Here is a 19,738-nt window from a genome sequence, read left to right as displayed (position 1 = left end):
TATCCCTTTTCTAGTCATTATAATTAATCTGATTTTATTTTCAAAAATACTTATGGACTAAGTTTAACAGTAAATCGACTACTGAGGTAATAGCCCAATTCTATCTCTTTGAATCAGTCTGTACAGCCGATTAATACGCTCAGCTCCACGGACAGCCCATCTATTTACTACCTATATTGTATCGTACTTAGGAGGTAAATTCATGATAGTACTCTTTTATTGGTCAAATGCATATTTGTGTTCAGCCAATTTCATAAAATATCATAAATTAATCTATTTTATAAAAGCTCAGAAACACCTTGACATCAACTTCCATCTAGTTTTTATTAGGTAGCCTTAATTTTTTTGTTTATAGGGTTTAAAGTCGGTCTCTAACATGATATTATATCTGGAGACAAAAAAAGGGGGATATAAGCTTGAGTGAAAAAAATAAAAAGCACGAAAGCCTTATTCATTATGCTAACGGCCCTTCCTTGGAAGAAATTAACGACACCGTTGAAGTTCCGACTGATGCTGGTTTCTTTAAAACCCTATTAGCATATAGTGGTCCCGGCGCATTAGTTGCCGTGGGTTACATGGATCCAGGTAACTGGGTTACATCAATTGCCGGTGGGGCACAGTTTAAGTACAAATTACTATCCGTTATCTTGATTTCTAGTTTGATTGCGATGCTTTTGCAATACATGGCAGCTAAACTAGGCATTGTGACCGGAAGAGATTTGGCTCAATTAACTAGAGATAGAAGTTCCCGTGTGGGTGGCTTTATCCTTTGGGTAATTACTGAGTTAGCCATAATGGCAACTGATATTGCAGAAATTATTGGTTCCGCAATCGCGTTGAAATTACTATTCAATATACCGGTACTCTGGGGTGTCATCATCACCGCCTTTGACGTATTGTTACTACTGGTATTAATGAAGTTAGGTTTTAGAAAAATTGAGGCTATCGTGGCCACATTAATCATGGTTATTCTCTTTGTATTCTTATATGAAGTTATCCTAGCAAGACCAGATATGGGCCAAATGGTCGTCGGTTTTGTGCCTGATCCAAAAATTTTACAAAACCAAAGCATGCTTTACCTATCATTAGGTATCGTTGGTGCAACGGTTATGCCACATAATCTTTACCTGCACTCTTCAATTTCACAGGCCAGAAAATATGACCGTAGCGATTCAAAGAGTGTTCATCAAGCCGTTCGTTTCTCAACTTGGGATTCAAACATTCAATTAACTTTAGCTTTCATCGTTAATACTTTGCTATTACTATTGGGAGCCGCTTTATTCTATGGTACAAACAGCGATTTAGGACGTTTCGTTGACTTGTTCAATGCACTTCAAGATCCTAAAGTTGCTGGTGCAGTTGCCAGTCCCGTTCTAAGTATTCTCTTCGCGGTAGCACTTTTGGCTTCTGGTCAAAATTCAACTATCACCGGAACACTTTCAGGACAAATCGTTATGGAAGGTTTCGTCCACATGAAGATGAAACTTTGGGTACGAAGAGTTATCACACGTTTGTTGTCAATTCTTCCAGTTATCACCTTCGCCATTATGTATAACGGCAACGAAGCCAAAATCGAATCACTTTTGACATTCTCACAAGTATTCTTGAGTGTCGCATTACCATTCTCGATTTTCCCATTGATTAAATTCACTAGTAACAAGGAATTGATGGGCGAATTTGCTAATAATAAATTTGTCGAGTATTTAGGATATTTCATCGCTATTGTACTGACAATCCTTAATGTTTGGTTGATTTATACTACATTTGTTCCTAGCGTGTAGAAAAATTCCGCCTCCGGTTGTGAGGATAGTCAGCCTGCCATGAGACCGGTGCGAGCCAAGGTCTCGCGCCTCGATTTTGAGCTTCGCAAAGTACGCGAATCTCAAAATACGTCTGTGTTGTAAGGACAGAAAACCACTGTCCTAACGACACTTTCATGGCTGGCAGACTACCTCACAACCTCCGGCTAAGTTATCTGTTCAATATTTATTTCATACTCGAAATTAAAAGAGGTCATGCAATTCTTGGAAATTAATCCAATAATTGCATGGCTTTTATTTTTGATTTTGAAATACTTGAAGAATAGAAGAAAAAATTAATCATGAATCCAATGAGTCGGAAGTGCTGAGAATATTTACCGGCTGTGGTAGTGAAGTTAGAGCTTTAGCTCTTACTCCACCGGGCGAGTTTGGAGACTTACCGGTCTATGGTAAGGCTTCAAACCGAGGTTCGAGACCGCACTGTGGCTCGGGCCGTTCCGCATAGCAGGTAAATGTTCTCAGCACTGGAGATGGTCAAATTTTTGGTAGCCTAATTGTCAACTTATGATATAATCTGGTATCATCAAACTAATAAAACAAATAGAAAGTAAGGAATGTTGATTGAATGCACTTATAAATATGTATGGTCCATTCTTTGATCTCCATAACTGGGCAACAGTTATCGAGTCGGGGGAAGATTGGTTAGTTATTTTATCTTTGGTAGTCATGGAATGTATGTTGTCCGTTGATAACGCGGTTGTTTTAGCAGCTCAAACACAGTCATTACCTAACAAAGTTGAACAAGAAAAGTCACTATTTTACGGACTTTTCGGTGCTTATATTTTTAGATTTTTAGTAATCGGGATTGGTGTGTATTTAATCGATTTCTGGTGGATTAAGGTCCTCGGCGCAGGTTACCTCTTCTACCTATTCTTGAATCACTTCTTTTTCAACAAAAACAAGCAAGTTTCTGAAGCTCCAACTGAACGTAAAGAGAATGCTTTAGAAAAACATTTGCACATCTCACGCTTCTGGCAAGTTGTCATTTCAATTGAGTTGATGGATATCGTCTTCTCAATCGATTCAGTTTTGGCATCATTGGCAGTTTCAAGCAACCCAGTAATCGTGCTAATCGGTGGTATGATTGGGATTCTAGCAATGAGAGGAATCGCTGAAATGATTATGGGACTTATGAGTAAAATTCCAGAACTAAACGGAATGGCATACTTCCTGATACTTTTCATCTCAGTCAAATTGTTCCTATCAATACCAGCAATCGATATTGAAATTCCCAACCTAGTCTTCGTAGGTGTCTTAATCACAGCAATCATCGTCACATTGATTATTCATCAAATCAACAATAACAGAGCTCCAAAGAGCAAAAAAAAATAGTCTCCTAAAGGAGGCTATTTTTTTATTTATTTTTTTCTTTTTTAACAAAACCCTAGTTTATTGATTACCCTAAAAAATCCAGTAAATCTAGCCTCCGGGAGCCAGTGATTTCACCAGCAGTGAAGGTTAAGTTAGAGCTTTAGCTCTTACTCAACAGACGCCTTTTGAGACGTGGTTTTCGGCTCAAAAGCGAGGTTCGAGACCTTGGCTCGAACCGGTCTCACAGCAGGCGAAAATCACTGGCTCTCGGAGGGCGGCATGTTTATTTATTTTGAAGTTTAGAATGCTTCAATCCATAAACTAGATAAACCACTATTCCGATTGCAATCCAGATTCCCACACTAATTTTAGAAATTGCAGGCAACATTAACAAGAAATACAAACTGGCTAATCCAGCAAAGATTGGTAACACTGGATAAAATGGCATTTTGAAACCATCATTTGGAATATCCTTACGTTTTCTCAAGAAAATAATACCGAATGAAATGAAGACAAAGGCCAACAGTGTTCCAGCATTAATCAATGACGTTAATTCCGTTAATGGAACCATTCCAGCGAAAAATGCTTGTACAATTGCGGCAACCCAGACAGCGTTTCTAGGTACAGAGAACTTTTCGTCCACCTCACCCATTTTTTCTGGCAATAATCCATCACGTCCGAGCGCATAAACTAGTCGTGAACCACCGAAGAACATCGTCAATAATGATGTAAAAATTCCGACTAATGCTCCAACGGTAATCAACTTATTCCATGTGTCCAAGTGGACAACTTTCAACGCATAAGCTGCGGGATCATCAACGTTCAAGTCTTTATAGTTAACGATTCCAGTCAAGACGAAAGAAAAGCCAACATATAAAATTACGGCAACAACAACGGTTCCCAACACTCCACGAACAACATCTTTTTTAGGATTAATTGTTTCAGCCGAGTTAGCGGCCAAAGCATCAAACCCTACGAAGGCGAAGAAAACAGTCGCTGTGGCAGTTGAAATACCACCCATTCCAAATGGTTCTGTGTGAAATTGCTTGGGATAAAATGGCACGTAATTACTTGTTTTGATATAAAAGGCACCCACGATAATAAATAAAATAATAATGGCAACCTTAATTAAGACAGCAACATTTTCAACCTTTTTAGAAAGACTGGCTCCTTGGAGGATAATTGCGGCGATTATCAACACAATCAAAGTAGCAGACAAGTTGATTCCTCCCCTTCCAAAGGCCCCGCAGCAAGGAACTTAGGCATTTTAACGCCAAAAGCTCCCAAAATATTGTTATTAAAATATGAAGCAAATCCGACCGCTTCCGCAGAAACAGTTAAGAAATATTCCAAAATTAACGCCCAACCGAGAATCCATCCAACGATTTCTCCATAAATAACCGCTCCGAATGAATACGCCGATCCGGCAACTGGCATCGCTGATGAAAATTCAGCATAAGCCATTCCCACAAAACCAGAAACAATCGCAGCAATTAGGAAAGCTATCGTAACAGCTGGTCCTGCGTGCAATGCAGCCTCGTGTCCGGGAAGAATAAAAATACCTGTACCAATTACAGCACCAATTCCTAAAGATAGTAAATCTCTGGCGCCAAGACTCTTTGTCAGTCTGGAATCGGCTTCGAGATACGTATCGACCGATTCCTTCTTAAAGACATTTTTCATGAATTTTCTCCTTAAAACTGCGTAACCAAAATTACACTAAGTCTAAAGTCTACTACAATTTTTTTCATGAAAAAAGATATTTTGTGCAGAAAATGTAAACAATTGTTCAATTTCACTTCACAGTCCACATAAAATACTGTATTTCCGCCTCCGGTCACCAGTAATATATAGTCTGCTGTGAGGACCGGCCCGAGCCAAAGAACGGTCTCGAGCCTCGATTTGAAGCCCTGCCACAGCCCAGCAGGTCTTCAAAGTCGTCCGTGGTGTAATTGCTAAAGCAATAACGCCACCTTCACTGCATACTATATATTACTGGTAACCTACGGCTATTGTATTTTCGACTTTAAATTTATTGAAATATTCATATTATTTTCAGTAAACGCAGATATTCTTGATTTACATAATGTGATTAATAAAAGGTTAGAAAAAAACATACAACGAAAAAAAGCCAGACAACTCCAATATTGGAATTACCTAACCCTCAATTTATGAATAATATTTTAATTTCTTAATAACAAATGCATAGGATACTCGTTAATTTACGCCAAAAAATCAAACTAGTCTTCAGGCGCTAGACCTTGGCTCGCACCAGTCTCACAGCATAAAGACTACCTCACACCCAAAGACGGAACATCCTACTTACCCTCAGTACGATACTTTGTTGGTGCGACCCCAGTGTATTTTTTGAATGTCTGACTGAAATAACTCAGACGTGTGAATCCCAGTGAATCGGAAATGTCGTTGACACTCTTGTCTGACTCCTTCAACAGCAGCATTGCCTTTTGAATTTTACGGGCATTCAAATAAACGGAAAAGCTCAAACCAGTTTCACGCTTAAACAATTTGCTAAAATAGTAATCCGATAAATAAACTTTACTAGACACCTGATCCAATGTTAGTCGCTTATTCAAATTGCTATCAATATATTCGATTGCTGAAATGATAGAGCTATTTGACGTTGACATGACTTTGATTTGTTGCAAAGCATGCCCCTCACTATCCGCCAATTCATCCATTGCCTCGTTGACATCTAAGGAATATCTAATAACAAAGTTATCGATTCCCCGATCTTTAATAATCAATTTGGCAACGCTTTCTGCCATATTACGCAAAAAAAGAACATGTTCCTGTAATTGCTGCATGGCACGAAGATGTTCTTCATTCGTACCCTTTTGAATATCCTTAGCCACGCAGACTTTACCCACTCGTTGATTGATACTACTGATTCGTAACGGTGCATCAGCGTATTCTAAATTATACTTAAATTTATTGACACTTAATTTGGATAAGTCAGTCATTTTATTCATCCTGGTCAAAGCACTGCCTTCTGCCAAGTCACCAAATATACCCGCCTGTAAATGGTCGTCTGTGCCCAAGACAAATACAGCGATGTCATTTGTTTGTGCGTAAGACTGCAACAAGCGGATAATCACTTTTTCATTGCTAGATAATAAAGACTGTAAATCAAATTCTTCCATAATTATTAGCCAACCAATCTACAATATTTAAATCTTCGAATTTAGATATTCCATTAGGACTACCGCATCATTATGTTCCTCATCTTTAGCGCTAAATAATATAAGAACATCTTGTTTTTCTAATGCCGTTTTTAAATTTGTCAAAAACTCTTCTGTGTAAGGATTTGCATTTATTTCTGCTAAATACTTTGTTTTAAAGTCCGCGTATTTTTCAGGATCATGACTGAACCACTTGCGCAATTCGGCAGTTGGAGCAATTTCTTTAGCCCAAAGGTCCAAATCTGCTCGAACTTTTGAGATGCCACGAGGCCAAAGACGATCCACAAGAACTCGATATCCCTCAGGCAATTCCTTGTCATAAATACGTTTCATAATCAACTTAGTCATTTTTGATAACCTTCTCTCATCCATTTTAATTGTATCACAGGAATTACTAATGATTTTTGTTAATTTTTTGACTAATTTAGCACTCGACAATCAAGAGTGCTAAATTCTTGAATTCTATCCGAGACGATTTTACAATGTATTTGTAATAAAGGGAAAGGAAGTAACATAGTATGACAAATGAAATTATGGATCGTAATAATTTGATGAGAAACTGGTTCAACAATGATTCGTGGATGAACAATTTTCCATCTATATTTGACAACAATTTCCCAGAGGACTCAACTCTAAAAACTGATATTAAGGAAACAGATAAGAATTATGAGGTCCATGTGGATATGCCGGCATTTGATAAGAAGGATATTGACATCAATTATGAAAATAATGTTTTAACAGTTAGTGGCCATCGTGATAGTTTCAATGATCACAATGATAAGAACGGTGACATGATTATGAGTGAACGTTCAAGCGGCCGCTTTATGAGACAATATCACTTGCCAGCAGTCGATACTAAAAATATCAAAGCTAATTATGACAAGGGTGTCTTGATGATTGATCTTCCAAAGTTGGAAAACAAGGTTGATTCTGGACATCACGTTGATATTGACTAGTTTTTCTTGAACTGCCGCCTCCGGTTGCCAGAGATATTTCGTCTGCTGTGAGGACCGATTCGAGCTAAAGCTCTAACTCCACCTTCACCGCTGGTGAATATCTCTGTCAGCCTACGGCTAATGTTTTGAAATTAATCAGTTAGATTTTTGAAACATAAATAAATTTGGTCGAAAGTATTTTTTAACATTTTTAATACTTTCAGCCTTTAAAACTTAGTATCAATTTAACTTCGACTTTTCAAATGAGTCTAACAATCTTAAGAATTTAGATTGTCAGGCTCTTTTTTTGATCTCATTTATATATTTCGAAGTCTTGATAAACTCTAATCCAGAAATACACTAGCCAGAGGTTTTCAGCAATTTAGTTACGCAATGACGGTGGCGTTATTGCTTTAGCAATTACACCACGGACGTGTTTTGAGATTTGCGTACTTTGCGAAGCTCAAAATCGAGGTTCGAGACCGCTTTCTGGCTCTGGCCGGTTCCCATAGCGTAAACTAAATTGCTGAAAACTGGAGGCGAAACTCTACAAAATGTAACTTTTGGCACCAAATTCACAAAATCTTCACATTTTCAGAATATTTAATTCATAAAGATTCAGTATTATATAAATTGTAGATGAGAGATATAAGTAATCCCTTTTCTCACCCCCTATAACATATATATTTAATCCCCTAAATAAAAACACCTTTCCCCGAGGTGTTTTTTTATGTATTTTAGGTGCCTGCCGGTAGTAGTTGAGCAAAAAATAAGCTATACTAATATGTGCAGAGCGGAATTTTTCCACTCTCGTGGGATGTAGCGAATTTTGCTACAAAAGGACAAAAGAATTTATACAATAAAAAAAGACTTATCAACAATGGGCTATCCAGATTCAAATGATTTTTAGAAATTTAAACAACAAATAACTTTATGATAAGCCTGCAATTATAAACCGTAGATTAGAGACAACGACTCTATTCTCATCCCCCCTATTAACAATATTCAATCCCCTAAGAAAAAGGCATCCTTCCCCAAGGATGTCTTTTTTGTTTTGCCGTCTCCGGTTTCACGAGATATTTCGCCTGCTGTGAGGACCGATTCGAGCCAAAGTTCGGTCTCGAATCTCGCTTTTAAGCCTTGCAAAACCGGCAAGTCTCAAAAGTCGTCCGTGGAGTAAGAGCTGAAGCTCTAACTCCACCTTCACTGCTGGTGAATATCTCGTGAAACCTCCGACTAATTTATTCTTCATATATGCAGCAAATTACAGGTATCTTAGAATACAATCACAAACGACAAGAAAAAAATAACCCTGATCTAACGCTTTAATATTTTAAGCATTGATCAAGATTATCCATCCATTCAAAATTCATTCAACTACGTTATCCAAAACATCCGTAATTTAAATATACAGTAACATTTAAAACTCCAAATACCCTAGCTGGAGGGCGCCGGTGAATGGTAGTACGCAGTGAAGGTGGCGTTATTGCTTTAGCAATTACACCACGGACGTGTTTTGAGACGCGATTTTCGGCTCAAAACCGAGGTTCGAGACCGCCTTTTGGCTCGGACCGGTCCTCACAGCGGACTGCCATTCACCGGCACCCGGAAGCGGCATATACTATTTAATCAATTGACCACGCAAAATAAATTCTGATGGAATTGACTTCTTTACGATGTCTTTTTCGAAAATAGACCAGAAAGCATACTCGCCGATTTCCATTAATTTATGATCAATAGTAGAAAAGTTCATCAAACGACTGTAATCTAAATCTTCCTGACCAATTACAGGGATATCAATATTCATTTTGTGCAACTCTGATAAAACTCCAACTGCCACTTGATCACTGTTAGCGAAAACCACTTGTAACTTTGGATCTCGCTCTATCAGATATTTAGCAGCTTTTACTCCTTCACTATAACCTTGAGCTCCCATATACAAATGCTTGGGGGTGATTTTTTTACCAAATACTTTTTCAAAGGAACCCTTAGTTTGCTTAGTCGATTGGCTATATTCTTCACTTCGGGAGAGTGTAACGCCGATATGCTCAAATTTTAATCTGCGCAACAGGTCGAATACTTTGGTATATGACTCTTCACGATTGGTATACGCACAAGAAATTGGATAGTCGAAAGTATCTTCGCAACAGGTAATCGTTCCATACTGTTGATACTCCATAATTTTTTCAAAGGAAATTTTTCGAGAAGTAAAGATTAAGCCATCGAATGACTGATGCTTCAACATTTCCAAATACTTTATCTCATTTTTGGCACTATAATCTGATGGCAATAGTGTCACTTGATAGTTTTCTTTAAACGCCGCTTCAGTAATAGCCGAAATCAACTTTTGGAAATATGGAATATTAATATACGGCAAAACGACCCCGACCATATGAGTTTTACCTGTACTCAAGGCCCGCGCCACATCGTTTGGATGGTAGTCCAATTCTTCCATTGCCCGCAAAATATCTTGTTTCGTATCGTCGGCAACGTAACTTAAATTATTGATGACCCGTGAGACAGTCGAAACTGAATGACCGGATCTTTTGGCAACATCGCGAATATTTGACATGATTTTCACTCCAATTTCTGATTGTTAGCTTGCTACGTATTAAATTATTGACTTATTTATAGAAAAAATCAAAATTCATAATTTCTTCACATTTTCAAAATATTTGGTTCACACTTATCAAGTATAGTATTAGTTGTAGATGAGAGATAAGAAATCTCATCTCATCCCCCCTATAACATATATATTTAATCCCCTAAAAAATTAAAAGAACACCTTCCCCGGGTGTTCTTTTTTCGTGCATTATTTTTCAGCTGCGTGAATGGCTGCCGCCTTGAACATTAGATCATCAACAGTGATATTTTTAAACCCAACATCCTGCATCATCTCAGCCAATCGTTTGATACTGACAAATTTGTTAACTGAATCATCTAAATATTGATACTCCGGCTGACTCTTGGCGAAAACTTTGCCCATCAAAGGCATTATATGATTGAAATACATCTGCCAGCCAATTTTGATAACTGGAGTTTCCACTTTGAAAGCTTCCAGACAGATTAACTGCCCACCGGGTTTCAAAACTCGATAGATTTCTTGTAGAGCCTTATCGGCGTCTGGTACATTGCGCAAGCCAAAGCCAATCGTGACTACCTCGAAACTATTATCCTGATAGGCCAGTTTCATAGCATCGCCAATTTCCAAATTCACGTTGGTTACTTCAGCGGCACTGACTTTTTGTTGGGCAATCTTCAACATCTCTTGGCTGAAATCCATTCCAATTACTTTGGCATGGGGATAACGTTTGGCTAAAGTAATTGTCCAGTCTGCTGTCCCACAACAGAGATCCAAAATATTATCAGGTCCCACCGTGATTTTCGATGTTGCCTTTTGACGCCACTTTTGATGTGTTCCCAAACTCATGATTGAGTTCAGCTTGTCATAATTTTCAGCAATATTATTGAACGTTTTTTGCACGTCTTTTTCTGGTACTTTATTGGTCAGTCCCATAATTTACCTCTAATCGATGTTGTTTACTCGTCCATAATAGTACATGTATTTAACACCACTGTCAGAAATAACAAATTTTGAAACACCAGCGTTATCTGGTTGGATGATTTGTGAAATATTTTGTGCTCCGGTAACAACTTTCATAAATGAACGACTGACAAATCCGTGACAGACGACCATGATTTTTTCGTCACCTTTTTTTGCCATATCATCCATAAAATCTTCAACACGTTTGTAGACGTCCGCATATTCCTCACCATCTTTGGCATATTTAGTATAACCAGGCAATAAATAGTTATTTTCATCGAATACATCAGGATATTTATCGTGCAACTCTGACTCTTTAAGTCCATCCCATGAACCATAATCTGCTTCATAAAGACGTTTGTCTTGTTTAATTTCGTGAACATTTTGATTCAAAATCTCGGCTGTCTGCATAGCACGTTTCATTGGACTTGAATAAATTTCATCAAATTTATTAATATCAATATATTTTTTTAATTCTTCAACTTGGGCAATTCCTTTGGCGTTAAGTGGCTTGTCAGTAGACATACCATTGATACGTCCCTCATAGTTGGTATCCGTTTCGCCATGTCTTACAATATATAACTCGACCATAAAAATACTCCTCTGTGTTAGCGCTTTAATTTAACACCTTTTAGTATTTCATTATTGACTTTGCATTGCAACTCAATTATAGTGAAAGCAATCAAATAGAATCCTTTAAACATTGGTCCCGTGAGGCTAAGAAGGAAACACGTTCAGTCTTTTATTTCGCATACACGGGATGGAGGACTATTTTTTTTGCAAAATTTTACTTGGGGGAGATGTTCATTATGGATCCAAATAGTAAAGACTATCGCAATCCGGATGCAGTTTTAGACGTTTATGAAAAGCCACCTTTAAGCACGTGGGCTTTCCTATCATTACAGCACTTATTCTCAATGTTTGGCGCCACCGTTTTAGTGCCACTACTTGTTGGACTTGATCCAAGTATCGCGCTATTCAGTTCTGGTGTCGGAACAATTATTCATATTTTAATAACTCACCGGAAGATTCCAGCTTACATGAGTTCCAGTTTCTCATTCATTGTGCCGATGGTCGCGTTGATGAAGACCGTAGGTTATGCCGGAGTCGCTCAAGGTACCATTGCCGTTGGCTGTGTTTACCTAATTGTTTCATTGATTGTTGGCTTCGTTGGTTCTGACTGGATCGACAAAGCTTTGCCACCTATCGTTGTTGGACCAATCGTTATCGTCATTGGTATGTCAGTTGCCGGAAGTGCTGCTAACAACGCCATGATGAACGGTTCTCACTACGATTTGAAATACTTCGGAGTTGCCATGTTCACACTTTTCTTAACCGTCCTATTGAACATGTATCTCCGTGGTTTCTGGAGTAATATTGCTATTTTACTAGGTATCGTTGGTGGATACATTCTATCCGTTGCCTTAGGTATCGTTGATTTTTCAAAAGTCATCTCAACACCTTGGCTTAAGTTACCTGCTTTCGATTTAATGTTCGTTAACTACATGCCCAAACAAATTTATTGGGGCGCTATCCTGAGTTTTGCGCCGATTGCCTTCGTTACAATGGCTGAACACTTGGGACATATCATGGTGCTAGATGAATTGACTCACCGTGATTTCTTCAAAGATCCTGGTCTTCACAAAACTCTAGCCGGTGATGGTACAGCTTCAATCGTGGCTGCCTTCCTTGGTGGTCCTCCTATCACATCATACGGTGAAAACATTGGTGTTATGGCCGTTAACAAAATTTTCAGTGTGTACGTTGTTATGGGTGCCGCAGTCTTCGCTGCCTTGTTCGGGTTCGTTGGTAAACTGAGTGCCTTAATCCAAACAGTTCCCGGTCCTGTAATCGGTGGTATCAGTTTCGTCTTGTTCGGTGTTATTTCATCTAGTGGTTTGAGAATCCTAGTTGATAATAAAGTCGATTTTAACGAGAAACGTAACTTGATGATTGCCTCGGTTATCTTGGTTATCGGTATCGGTAATGCCTACCTCCAAATCGGTACTTTCCAGTTTACTGGTGTTGGTGTGGCTACTGTTGTTGGTATTATTCTCAACTTGATTTTGCCTAAATATGCCCTCTCAGAAAATTGGGACGATGATAAAGACAAATGGGAAAAAGATAAAAAAACTAAGTAGAATTTAAAAGGTAGTCCTGACAAGGGGCTACCTTTTTTGGTTGGTATTAAAATATGGTGCTTCCGGTTTCCGGTGAATGAAGTTACGCTATGGGGACCGGTCCGAGCCAAAGTACGGTCTCGAACCTCGATTTTGAACTTCGCATAAACCGCGAATTTCAAAACTCGTCCCGTGGTGTAATGGCTAAAGCCATAACGCCACCTCCATTGCTGTAACTTCATTCACCGGAAACCTACAGCTGGGCCTTGTTTTAAAACTAAATTTCTCTTAATTCTAATGTTTAATTTCTACTTCCAATTGACAAATAACTTTCAATATTAAAAGCAAGAAAACGCAAAAAAGATGTATCGAATAATCGGAACAAATTGACTCATTCTGATTATTTAATACATCTTTTTCTTCGTAATATATATTAGAGCCAAAAAGTTACTGTAGCATCGCTGTTAATTTTTCGATCTGTTTCTTTATTTTTTGTCCATAATCCGTATCTTTAACGGTTATTCTTTCGGACGAACGCTCTACTATTTGTTTTGCTATCACTACGTCTGACATTTCTTCAATCGACTTTTTTCTTGATGTGAAGGACTTCAATGTTTCCAAACGCATGCCGTATGAATCGAATAGCAATGCATAGCCACCTATTTCACTATTCCTGTCATCTGCTTCTGATAACCCATTTACCACAACAATTTTCTTATTTGCCATGATTGGTGATTCATCGGCATCTGGTGTGTGGCCGTTGATTATGTGTCCACGGCTATTTAGTTCAAACTCCTTCATTAACTTATCCGCAAACCACTCTTCCTTACACAATTTAAAGAATGGATTACAGTGTTCTTTTTGGAGTTCTGTGTCGTCAATGAAATAGCGCTCAAACGTTGCCATTTTATCTCTGCCAAATAATGGAGAATTTTTTCCTTCCCATAAGTACCAGATGAAATCGGAGTTATAACAATCGCCAGTTGTTGGGTGTCTCATACCATCTTTTAGCACGTATTCTGAATAATCACAGAAACTCTTGCCTGAATACTCATGACCATCTTGTTGCCACTTTAGAAAGTTACCTTTCTCATCAACTGGAATACAGCCGTGGAAAAGTAGATTGCCATTATGCTTCAGATACATTGAACCATTGTCGAGCATGTACCACATGTGTTCATTCAATTGCGATGAATGCGTGAATTGATTGATCAGATCGATAATAACGGTCTGTTCACTATGCGTAATTTGATAAGGATTGGCGGGATTGACTGTTTGAAAACAGCCGTGTTTGATAGGGTAAGTTTTATCCCCGATGGTAACTGATTTCTTATCTAAACTTAGTTTATCCAACAATAGGCGGTCATTCATGCCAAATTCAGGACGGCGTTTGATTGCTTGACCTTCCAGCTTGAATTGCATGATAGCCGCAGCTTGTTGAACACAGTTGTCGATATCCTTTTCCTCATTAGTTTCCCCAGTGATGTTAACTTTCGATTCGAAATTTGGGATTGGCACATAGGCGTGGGTCGCAAACTTTATCATTGAAGTTAAATCGATGCCATAAACATCTTCCAACAACCTGAGATTATGATAACGAGCACAGATGCGGATCACATTTAGCATACATAATTTAGAGCCGGCCAAACTTCCCATCCATAATATATCGTGATTGCCCCATTCGAAATCAAAGTTTTGCCAGGTGTCACTCAACTGTTTAATGACACTTTCGGGGTGACGACCACGGTCATAAACATCCCCAATAATATGGATTCGTTCGATAGCTAATTTTTGAATAGCGTGACAGATTGAGATGATAAATTCTTCGCCCATCTGCAAATTTACTAGTGTTTTGACCATTTCACGATAATACTGTTGCTTGTCCTGCGTGTCCAAATTGCCGAAAACTATCTTTTCTGAGATGTCGCGGAGATTGCTGTCGAGAGCATCATAGACAATATTGCGGGGATACTTGCCAGAAATATAACGAACGATTTCAACTAAACGATTAATTGTTTCCATATACCATTGCTTGGCATCGTCTGTATCAGTTAGCTTTTCATTTATATTCTCCAAAACTTCTTCGGGATAGTAAATTAGACAGACTAACTTCTTTTGATTCAGCTTGGTCAAACGTCCATTGAAAACTTCTTCAACTTTACGGCTGACATTACCCGCACCACTACGAATAATATTTAAATATTTATCATCATTACCATGAATATCGCTGATAAAAGCTTCAGTTCCTTTTGGTAAATTCAAGTTTGATGTTAAATTAACTATTTTAGTCTTTATCTCATTAATATTTGTGAATTCGTTGTCCATTTTATGTGCTATGCCTTCCCAAGATAATCCGTCATCTTCAGTTCTGATAGCGTATACAATTGAACTATACCAAATGAATTCATTAATTCCAAGTATCACAATTATATTTGAGTTAAAATTATAGTTATAGGAGGATATATTATGAATTTAAACTTAGATTCTACAGTAACTTTGAACAATGGTGTTGAAATGCCTCAACTTGGATTGGGTGTTTGGAAAGTTAACAACTCTGGTGCTTCTCAATCAGTCCAATGGGCATTAAAACATGGCTATAAAGCTATTGATACTGCTAAACAATATGGTAATGAAGCCGGCGTTGGCGATGGATTACAAAAAGGATTAGCAGAAAATGGACTCAAGCGCGAAGATATTTTTCTAACAACTAAGATCTTTAACGGTGACCAAGGCTATCAATCAGTGCTAGATAACTTTGAAGGCCAATTAAAGAGATTGCAAACCGATTATGTGGACCTACTTTTGATTCACTGGCCTGTAAGTGGTACTTATGTAGACACTTGGCGTGCTCTAGAAACTATTTACAAAGCTGGCAAAGCACGTGCTATCGGTGTTTCAAACTTCAATATTGAACGACTAAGCAATATTCTCAAGTTCTGTTCAATTAAACCTGCAGTTAACCAAATGGAATATCACCCACTTTGCCAAGAAGTAGATATCAAGAATTTCTGTGAAGAAAATAATATTTACCTCGAAGCATGGTCTCCACTTGGCGGTGGTTCAGTTCTAGGCGACACAAGACTCAAGACAATTGCCGACAAGTACAATAAGTCAGTTGCCCAAGTAATCCTTCGTTGGGACTTACAAAACGGCATTATCACAATTCCTAAGTCAGTTCACGAAGCTAGAATTATTCAAAATGCGGACGTTTATGACTTTGAAATCAGTGATGACGATATGGAAGAAATCAATGGCTTTGACGCTGACAAACGCAGTCTTTGGTATGGTGACTTCTATTGGAGCGGCAATCCTGATGGATTCAAGGATAGCGTTGATGTTTGGGACGACCAAGATCAATTTAATAAATAATTTAATTATATAAAGTATACAAAATGGATTGTGGACTCTTGAAAAAGAGCTCACAATCCTTTTTGTTTAAACAAATACTCATTTTATGAAATATTTTTTATAAAGTTATGACTCAAACTATCCATTTTGTCATTTTATACTGTGAAAGCGATATACAAAAGAATTTATTTTTCAAACAAAACGGAGGTTCTTGCATTATGAAAGTAAACAAAGCCGCTAGAATCCTTAGCATTCTACTTTGCTCATCTTTAGCTTTAGGCAACGTGCTGGTTCAACCAGTAAAAGCTGTTACAACTAGTTTGCAGCCTGACACAACAACTACTCCCGCAAATGATGCCAACAGTGTGGATGTTGACGATACTGACACCACAGATGACACAGATACTCAAACGGTGAATATCACTTTTGTCGATCAGAACAATAATAAAGTTGTCGACAGCCAAGGCACACCTTATACATTTTCAAAAGACTATGAAGTCGGCACTGAAATTGATCCTGCCGATTTGGCTGCAACGGTGAGTTCTGATTTGAATGGTGGTTATACTCTCGATGATAATCAAGATTCAATTACAGTCGCAGATAGCAATAACAATTATGTTTTAAAAGTCATTGCCAAAACTTATGACCATATTACGATTGCCCTTCGGGATCCCAACGGAAATGGTGAAGGCGTATCTTACAGTAACTCAGCTACCGTCGGACAAAAAAGTGAACAACTTATTTTCAGTAAAAAGGTAACTTACGACAAGATTCCTATCAAAGATTACATATATAATGGTTACGCTCTATCGTATCTTTCATTTACTGGATTCGACAAAATCCCTAATTCCAACTCTGATGGTACGCTAACACTCACCTATGATATGATTCCGGAATTTGAAAAAACATATCAAAATATTAATTATTATGTTTTGAAAGCAATTTACTCCGTCCCATTGGACCAAACAATTACACTGCAACATGTTGATGACAAAGGAACAGCGATTCCAGGCACTACTGATGAAACTCTTTCTGGATATAAAACTGGCGATGTCATAGAGAATCCTTACTCTCTTGCTGAGGTTAAAGAAATTCCCGGTTACACATTCTTCAAAACTACCAGTCCCTATGTCGTATCTGAAGAAAATCAAATCAAGCTGATTTATACCAAAGGTGACATTAACTATTTAACAGTAAATTATAAGGACAAAGCTACTGGAAAAATAATTTATACTGACTACTTACGTGGCAATTCCGGCGATACTGTGAATATCCAAGATATTGCAAACATTCAAGGATTTGACAGTTACAGATCATCTAATCCCGATTCAATCGGAGATTATACACTGACAGCTAACAACGAAAGTATAAATATTGACGTACAGATGAAAGACCCTTTTACAATATCTATAATTCAATCATCTGATAGTAACATCAGTCTTACGTCTAAAGCGACTTTCGAATATGGCAGCGCCACAAATAATGATTGGGTAACATTTTTGGATAATAATTTATCTAACGTAGAATCGTTTACCGTCATTTCGGAATTTGAAGGAGAAACAAACTCTGAACAGCTAGATATCGATTATGTACTTTCGCTTGGGATTTCAGATTTATACGACGTATTTAACGGCGTACTCATTCCTGGAACAATCATTAACGATGATTCAGATACTAGTGGCCTAGTCGCAAAGGTTGAAATAAATTATCGTCCTGAAACAATTAACGACAAGCCTATCAATGTAACTTATCAAACAACTGATAATAAAGTCGTCGAAAATAAGGCTTTGACAAATGATTCTGCAGACACCGTTGATGCAGGCAATTTAGTCAAAACAGGTCTTCCTAAAGGTTATGAGTTCGATGACACAGATAATATCTACTCCATTAATTCCGTCAACAATGATTCCATAGAGCTCATTTCTCAAGTCAAAAAAATATCAGACTCCGGCTCTGGTGGAGGCAATAATGGTGGTGGAAATAACTCCGGCGGCTCAAATAATAACAATAATAATAAACCTGGCGACATTACTGATATAACAGAATCTATTAGCACTCACCCTGGTTCATCCGACATAACTATTTTTGACAACAATGGTAAAGATACTAGTAAAACTGTTTCATCTAACACTGACTTCTCTGCCGATCAAAAGATGACTCTGAATGGCAAAACTTACTATCGTATCGCTGACAACCAATGGATAAACGCTGATGACACTTACACTTTCTATGCCAGCCAAACAAGCGTTAAAACTTTCTCCGATTCAGCTAAGTCATTAGTGAGTTCAAATAATAAAGCTATCTCTTACCGCATGCTAGGTAACGATAGCGACTGGTATACCGACCGTTACACTTACCTAAACGGGCAAAAATATTATCGTATCGCTACTAACGAATGGGTTAGTGCCAATGATACTTTTGAATATCAATCGGCAAATAAAGTTGTACAACCGACTTCAAATGCAAAATTGTACGATGACCGTGGAATTTTCGTTCGTAATGCACCAACATACAGTCTCAAAACTGACAAAGTTTCAACGATTAATGGTGTTCAAATGTATCGGGTTGCTACTAACCAATGGTTACCTATTACTGACGTGAAATAACAAAAGGTACTTGGAAAAATTCCAAGTACCTTTTTACTATCTTCGAACTGTTAAATTTTTATTATCAATTATAGAGCCAAGATTAAAGTTCACGATATTAGTTCCAACGGCGATTCCCGTCAGATTATAATGTGCCACAAATGGCATAAACTCATCCACACTGGCCTCTGTACCAACTAAAGCCCAGATACCAGCCTCAACTAGGCTACTGCGAATAACAGTCGTTTGTTTATCATTATTTTTAGCCGTAGCGATGGCACCGTTTTGTAAATAATATGTTGTAATCACGTTCGCATTGTTCTTAGGTTCAGTGATATCAATCTGCCAACGGAAATCTGAACTTTGCTTGGTCGCAAATTTTGAATTGTCATCGCCACTCAAATATACTGCCACGATTTCAGGATTCTTTAACATGGGTTTCAATTCATCATTAAAGACCTGCTCAATTGCCCAATTTCTAACGATTTCTGAAGGGTCAAATCTGCCAGCAAAATATGGTCGATAGATTCCATTCGTCATTTGTTGCGACAAAACAGCTGAGTTATAAATTTCTTTGAATTCGTTTGAGGACGTCAAAGGCGTTTGATCTCCACGTTGAAATTTTGAAACTAGTGAATCATAACGAAACGGCGAAAACATTTCGTCAATTTCTTGAAGATGTTCACCGACACGCTTGGTAACAAATTTCATCTGTTCCATAATTTCAGTACTTGAGCTTAGTGCTACTAATTTAATTACAATATTCATATTCATTTGATTAATTTCATTTTTAAGTAAAACTTGATTGTTAGTTTTCATTGAGAGATACCTCATTTCTTAGTACAAAACAAAGTATACGGAGAAACTTTGAATGT

Annotated in this window: 13 protein-coding genes and 1 pseudogene; 6 read left to right on the top strand and 8 right to left on the bottom strand. The window is 37.9% G+C overall.

Going from position 1 to position 19,738, the window contains the following annotated elements; translation table 11 throughout:
• Positions 1 to 416: 416 nt before the first annotated feature.
• Positions 417 to 1,781, top strand: coding sequence for an Nramp family divalent metal transporter (locus tag JP39_RS00685; RefSeq protein WP_041501016.1), 1,365 nt, complete (start codon positions 417 to 419; stop codon positions 1,779 to 1,781).
• A 600-nt stretch (positions 1,782 to 2,381) separates the two neighbouring features.
• A complete protein-coding gene (locus JP39_RS00680) occupies positions 2,382 to 3,152 on the top strand; it encodes a TerC family protein (protein WP_041501017.1) in 771 nt (256 codons plus the stop codon).
• 262 nt (positions 3,153 to 3,414) lie between these two features.
• On the opposite strand, the pseudogene JP39_RS00675 reads toward JP39_RS00680, so the two are convergent.
• The 3 genes and pseudogenes from JP39_RS00675 to JP39_RS00665 all read right to left on the bottom strand — a co-directional run bounded on the left by JP39_RS00675 (position 3,415) and on the right by JP39_RS00665 (position 6,679).
• Positions 3,415 to 4,814 (bottom strand): annotated as a pseudogene (locus JP39_RS00675) (APC family permease).
• 635 nt (positions 4,815 to 5,449) lie between these two features.
• Complete coding sequence (locus JP39_RS00670) at positions 5,450 to 6,292, bottom strand: AraC family transcriptional regulator (RefSeq protein WP_041501019.1); 843 nt, start codon at positions 6,290 to 6,292, stop codon at positions 5,450 to 5,452.
• A 27-nt stretch (positions 6,293 to 6,319) separates the two neighbouring features.
• The gene (locus JP39_RS00665; RefSeq protein WP_041501020.1) at positions 6,320 to 6,679 is read right to left on the bottom strand and encodes a DUF488 domain-containing protein; all 360 of its coding nucleotides are present in this window, start codon (positions 6,677 to 6,679) and stop codon (positions 6,320 to 6,322) included.
• A 170-nt stretch (positions 6,680 to 6,849) separates the two neighbouring features.
• On the opposite strand from JP39_RS00665, the gene JP39_RS00660 reads away from it, so the two are divergent.
• On the top strand, positions 6,850 to 7,287 hold the full coding sequence (locus tag JP39_RS00660) for an Hsp20/alpha crystallin family protein (RefSeq protein WP_041501021.1): 438 nt from the start codon (positions 6,850 to 6,852) through the stop codon (positions 7,285 to 7,287).
• 1,600 nt (positions 7,288 to 8,887) lie between these two features.
• Here the strand turns inward: JP39_RS00660 and JP39_RS00655 are convergent.
• The 3 genes from JP39_RS00655 to JP39_RS00645 form a co-directional block, all read right to left on the bottom strand.
• Positions 8,888 to 9,838 (bottom strand): LacI family DNA-binding transcriptional regulator, encoded by a 951-nt coding sequence (locus JP39_RS00655; protein ID WP_041501022.1) that lies wholly within the window; start codon positions 9,836 to 9,838, stop codon positions 8,888 to 8,890.
• 240 nt (positions 9,839 to 10,078) lie between these two features.
• Complete coding sequence (gene ubiE / locus JP39_RS00650) at positions 10,079 to 10,783, bottom strand: bifunctional demethylmenaquinone methyltransferase/2-methoxy-6-polyprenyl-1,4-benzoquinol methylase UbiE (RefSeq protein ID WP_041501023.1); 705 nt, start codon at positions 10,781 to 10,783, stop codon at positions 10,079 to 10,081.
• Between the two features lie 9 nt (positions 10,784 to 10,792).
• The gene (locus JP39_RS00645; protein WP_041501024.1) at positions 10,793 to 11,401 is read right to left on the bottom strand and encodes a histidine phosphatase family protein; all 609 of its coding nucleotides are present in this window, start codon (positions 11,399 to 11,401) and stop codon (positions 10,793 to 10,795) included.
• A 218-nt stretch (positions 11,402 to 11,619) separates the two neighbouring features.
• Between JP39_RS00645 and JP39_RS00640 the strand changes: the two genes are divergently transcribed.
• Complete coding sequence (locus tag JP39_RS00640) at positions 11,620 to 12,951, top strand: uracil-xanthine permease family protein (RefSeq protein WP_041501025.1); 1,332 nt, start codon at positions 11,620 to 11,622, stop codon at positions 12,949 to 12,951.
• 426 nt (positions 12,952 to 13,377) lie between these two features.
• Here the strand turns inward: JP39_RS00640 and JP39_RS00635 are convergent, their stop codons facing one another.
• Positions 13,378 to 15,354: a fructose-bisphosphatase class III gene (locus JP39_RS00635; protein WP_245626340.1), complete on the bottom strand. Its 1,977-nt coding sequence runs from the start codon at positions 15,352 to 15,354 to the stop codon at positions 13,378 to 13,380.
• Between the two features lie 42 nt (positions 15,355 to 15,396).
• Between JP39_RS00635 and JP39_RS00630 the strand changes: the two genes are divergently transcribed.
• Together JP39_RS00630 and JP39_RS00625 are read left to right on the top strand one after the other, a co-directional pair.
• On the top strand, positions 15,397 to 16,299 hold the full coding sequence (locus tag JP39_RS00630) for an aldo/keto reductase (RefSeq protein ID WP_041501027.1): 903 nt from the start codon (positions 15,397 to 15,399) through the stop codon (positions 16,297 to 16,299).
• Between the two features lie 197 nt (positions 16,300 to 16,496).
• Entirely contained in the window at positions 16,497 to 18,884 is a 2,388-nt protein-coding gene (locus tag JP39_RS00625) for an SLAP domain-containing protein (RefSeq protein ID WP_041501028.1), read from the top strand.
• A gap of 36 nt (positions 18,885 to 18,920) precedes the next feature.
• Here the strand turns inward: JP39_RS00625 and JP39_RS00620 are convergent, their stop codons facing one another.
• Positions 18,921 to 19,682, bottom strand: a complete 762-nt coding sequence (locus tag JP39_RS00620; RefSeq protein ID WP_041501029.1) for an FAD:protein FMN transferase — start codon at positions 19,680 to 19,682, stop codon at positions 18,921 to 18,923.
• Positions 19,683 to 19,738: the final 56 nt, after the last annotated feature.

Source organism: Companilactobacillus heilongjiangensis (genome assembly GCF_000831645.3).
Taxonomy (GTDB): domain Bacteria; phylum Bacillota; class Bacilli; order Lactobacillales; family Lactobacillaceae; genus Companilactobacillus; species Companilactobacillus heilongjiangensis.
Note: the sequence above shows the minus strand (reverse complement) of the source record. Positions and strands in the feature narration are given on the sequence as shown.

Bases quoted from the DNA above. Each gene is read 5' to 3' on its own strand.
- JP39_RS00670 (WP_041501019.1), bottom strand. From the start codon at position 6,292: ATGGAAGAATTTGATTTACAGTCTTTATTATCTAGCAATGAAAAAGTG.
- JP39_RS00665 (WP_041501020.1), bottom strand. From the start codon at position 6,679: ATGACTAAGTTGATTATGAAACGTATTTATGACAAGGAATTGCCTGAG.
- JP39_RS00660 (WP_041501021.1), top strand. From the start codon at position 6,850: ATGACAAATGAAATTATGGATCGTAATAATTTGATGAGAAACTGGTTC.
- JP39_RS00655 (WP_041501022.1), bottom strand. From the start codon at position 9,838: ATGTCAAATATTCGCGATGTTGCCAAAAGATCCGGTCATTCAGTTTCG.
- ubiE (WP_041501023.1), bottom strand. From the start codon at position 10,783: ATGGGACTGACCAATAAAGTACCAGAAAAAGACGTGCAAAAAACGTTC.
- JP39_RS00645 (WP_041501024.1), bottom strand. From the start codon at position 11,401: ATGGTCGAGTTATATATTGTAAGACATGGCGAAACGGATACCAACTAT.
- JP39_RS00640 (WP_041501025.1), top strand. From the start codon at position 11,620: ATGGATCCAAATAGTAAAGACTATCGCAATCCGGATGCAGTTTTAGAC.
- JP39_RS00630 (WP_041501027.1), top strand. From the start codon at position 15,397: ATGAATTTAAACTTAGATTCTACAGTAACTTTGAACAATGGTGTTGAA.
- JP39_RS00625 (WP_041501028.1), top strand. From the start codon at position 16,497: ATGAAAGTAAACAAAGCCGCTAGAATCCTTAGCATTCTACTTTGCTCA.
- JP39_RS00620 (WP_041501029.1), bottom strand. From the start codon at position 19,682: ATGAAAACTAACAATCAAGTTTTACTTAAAAATGAAATTAATCAAATG.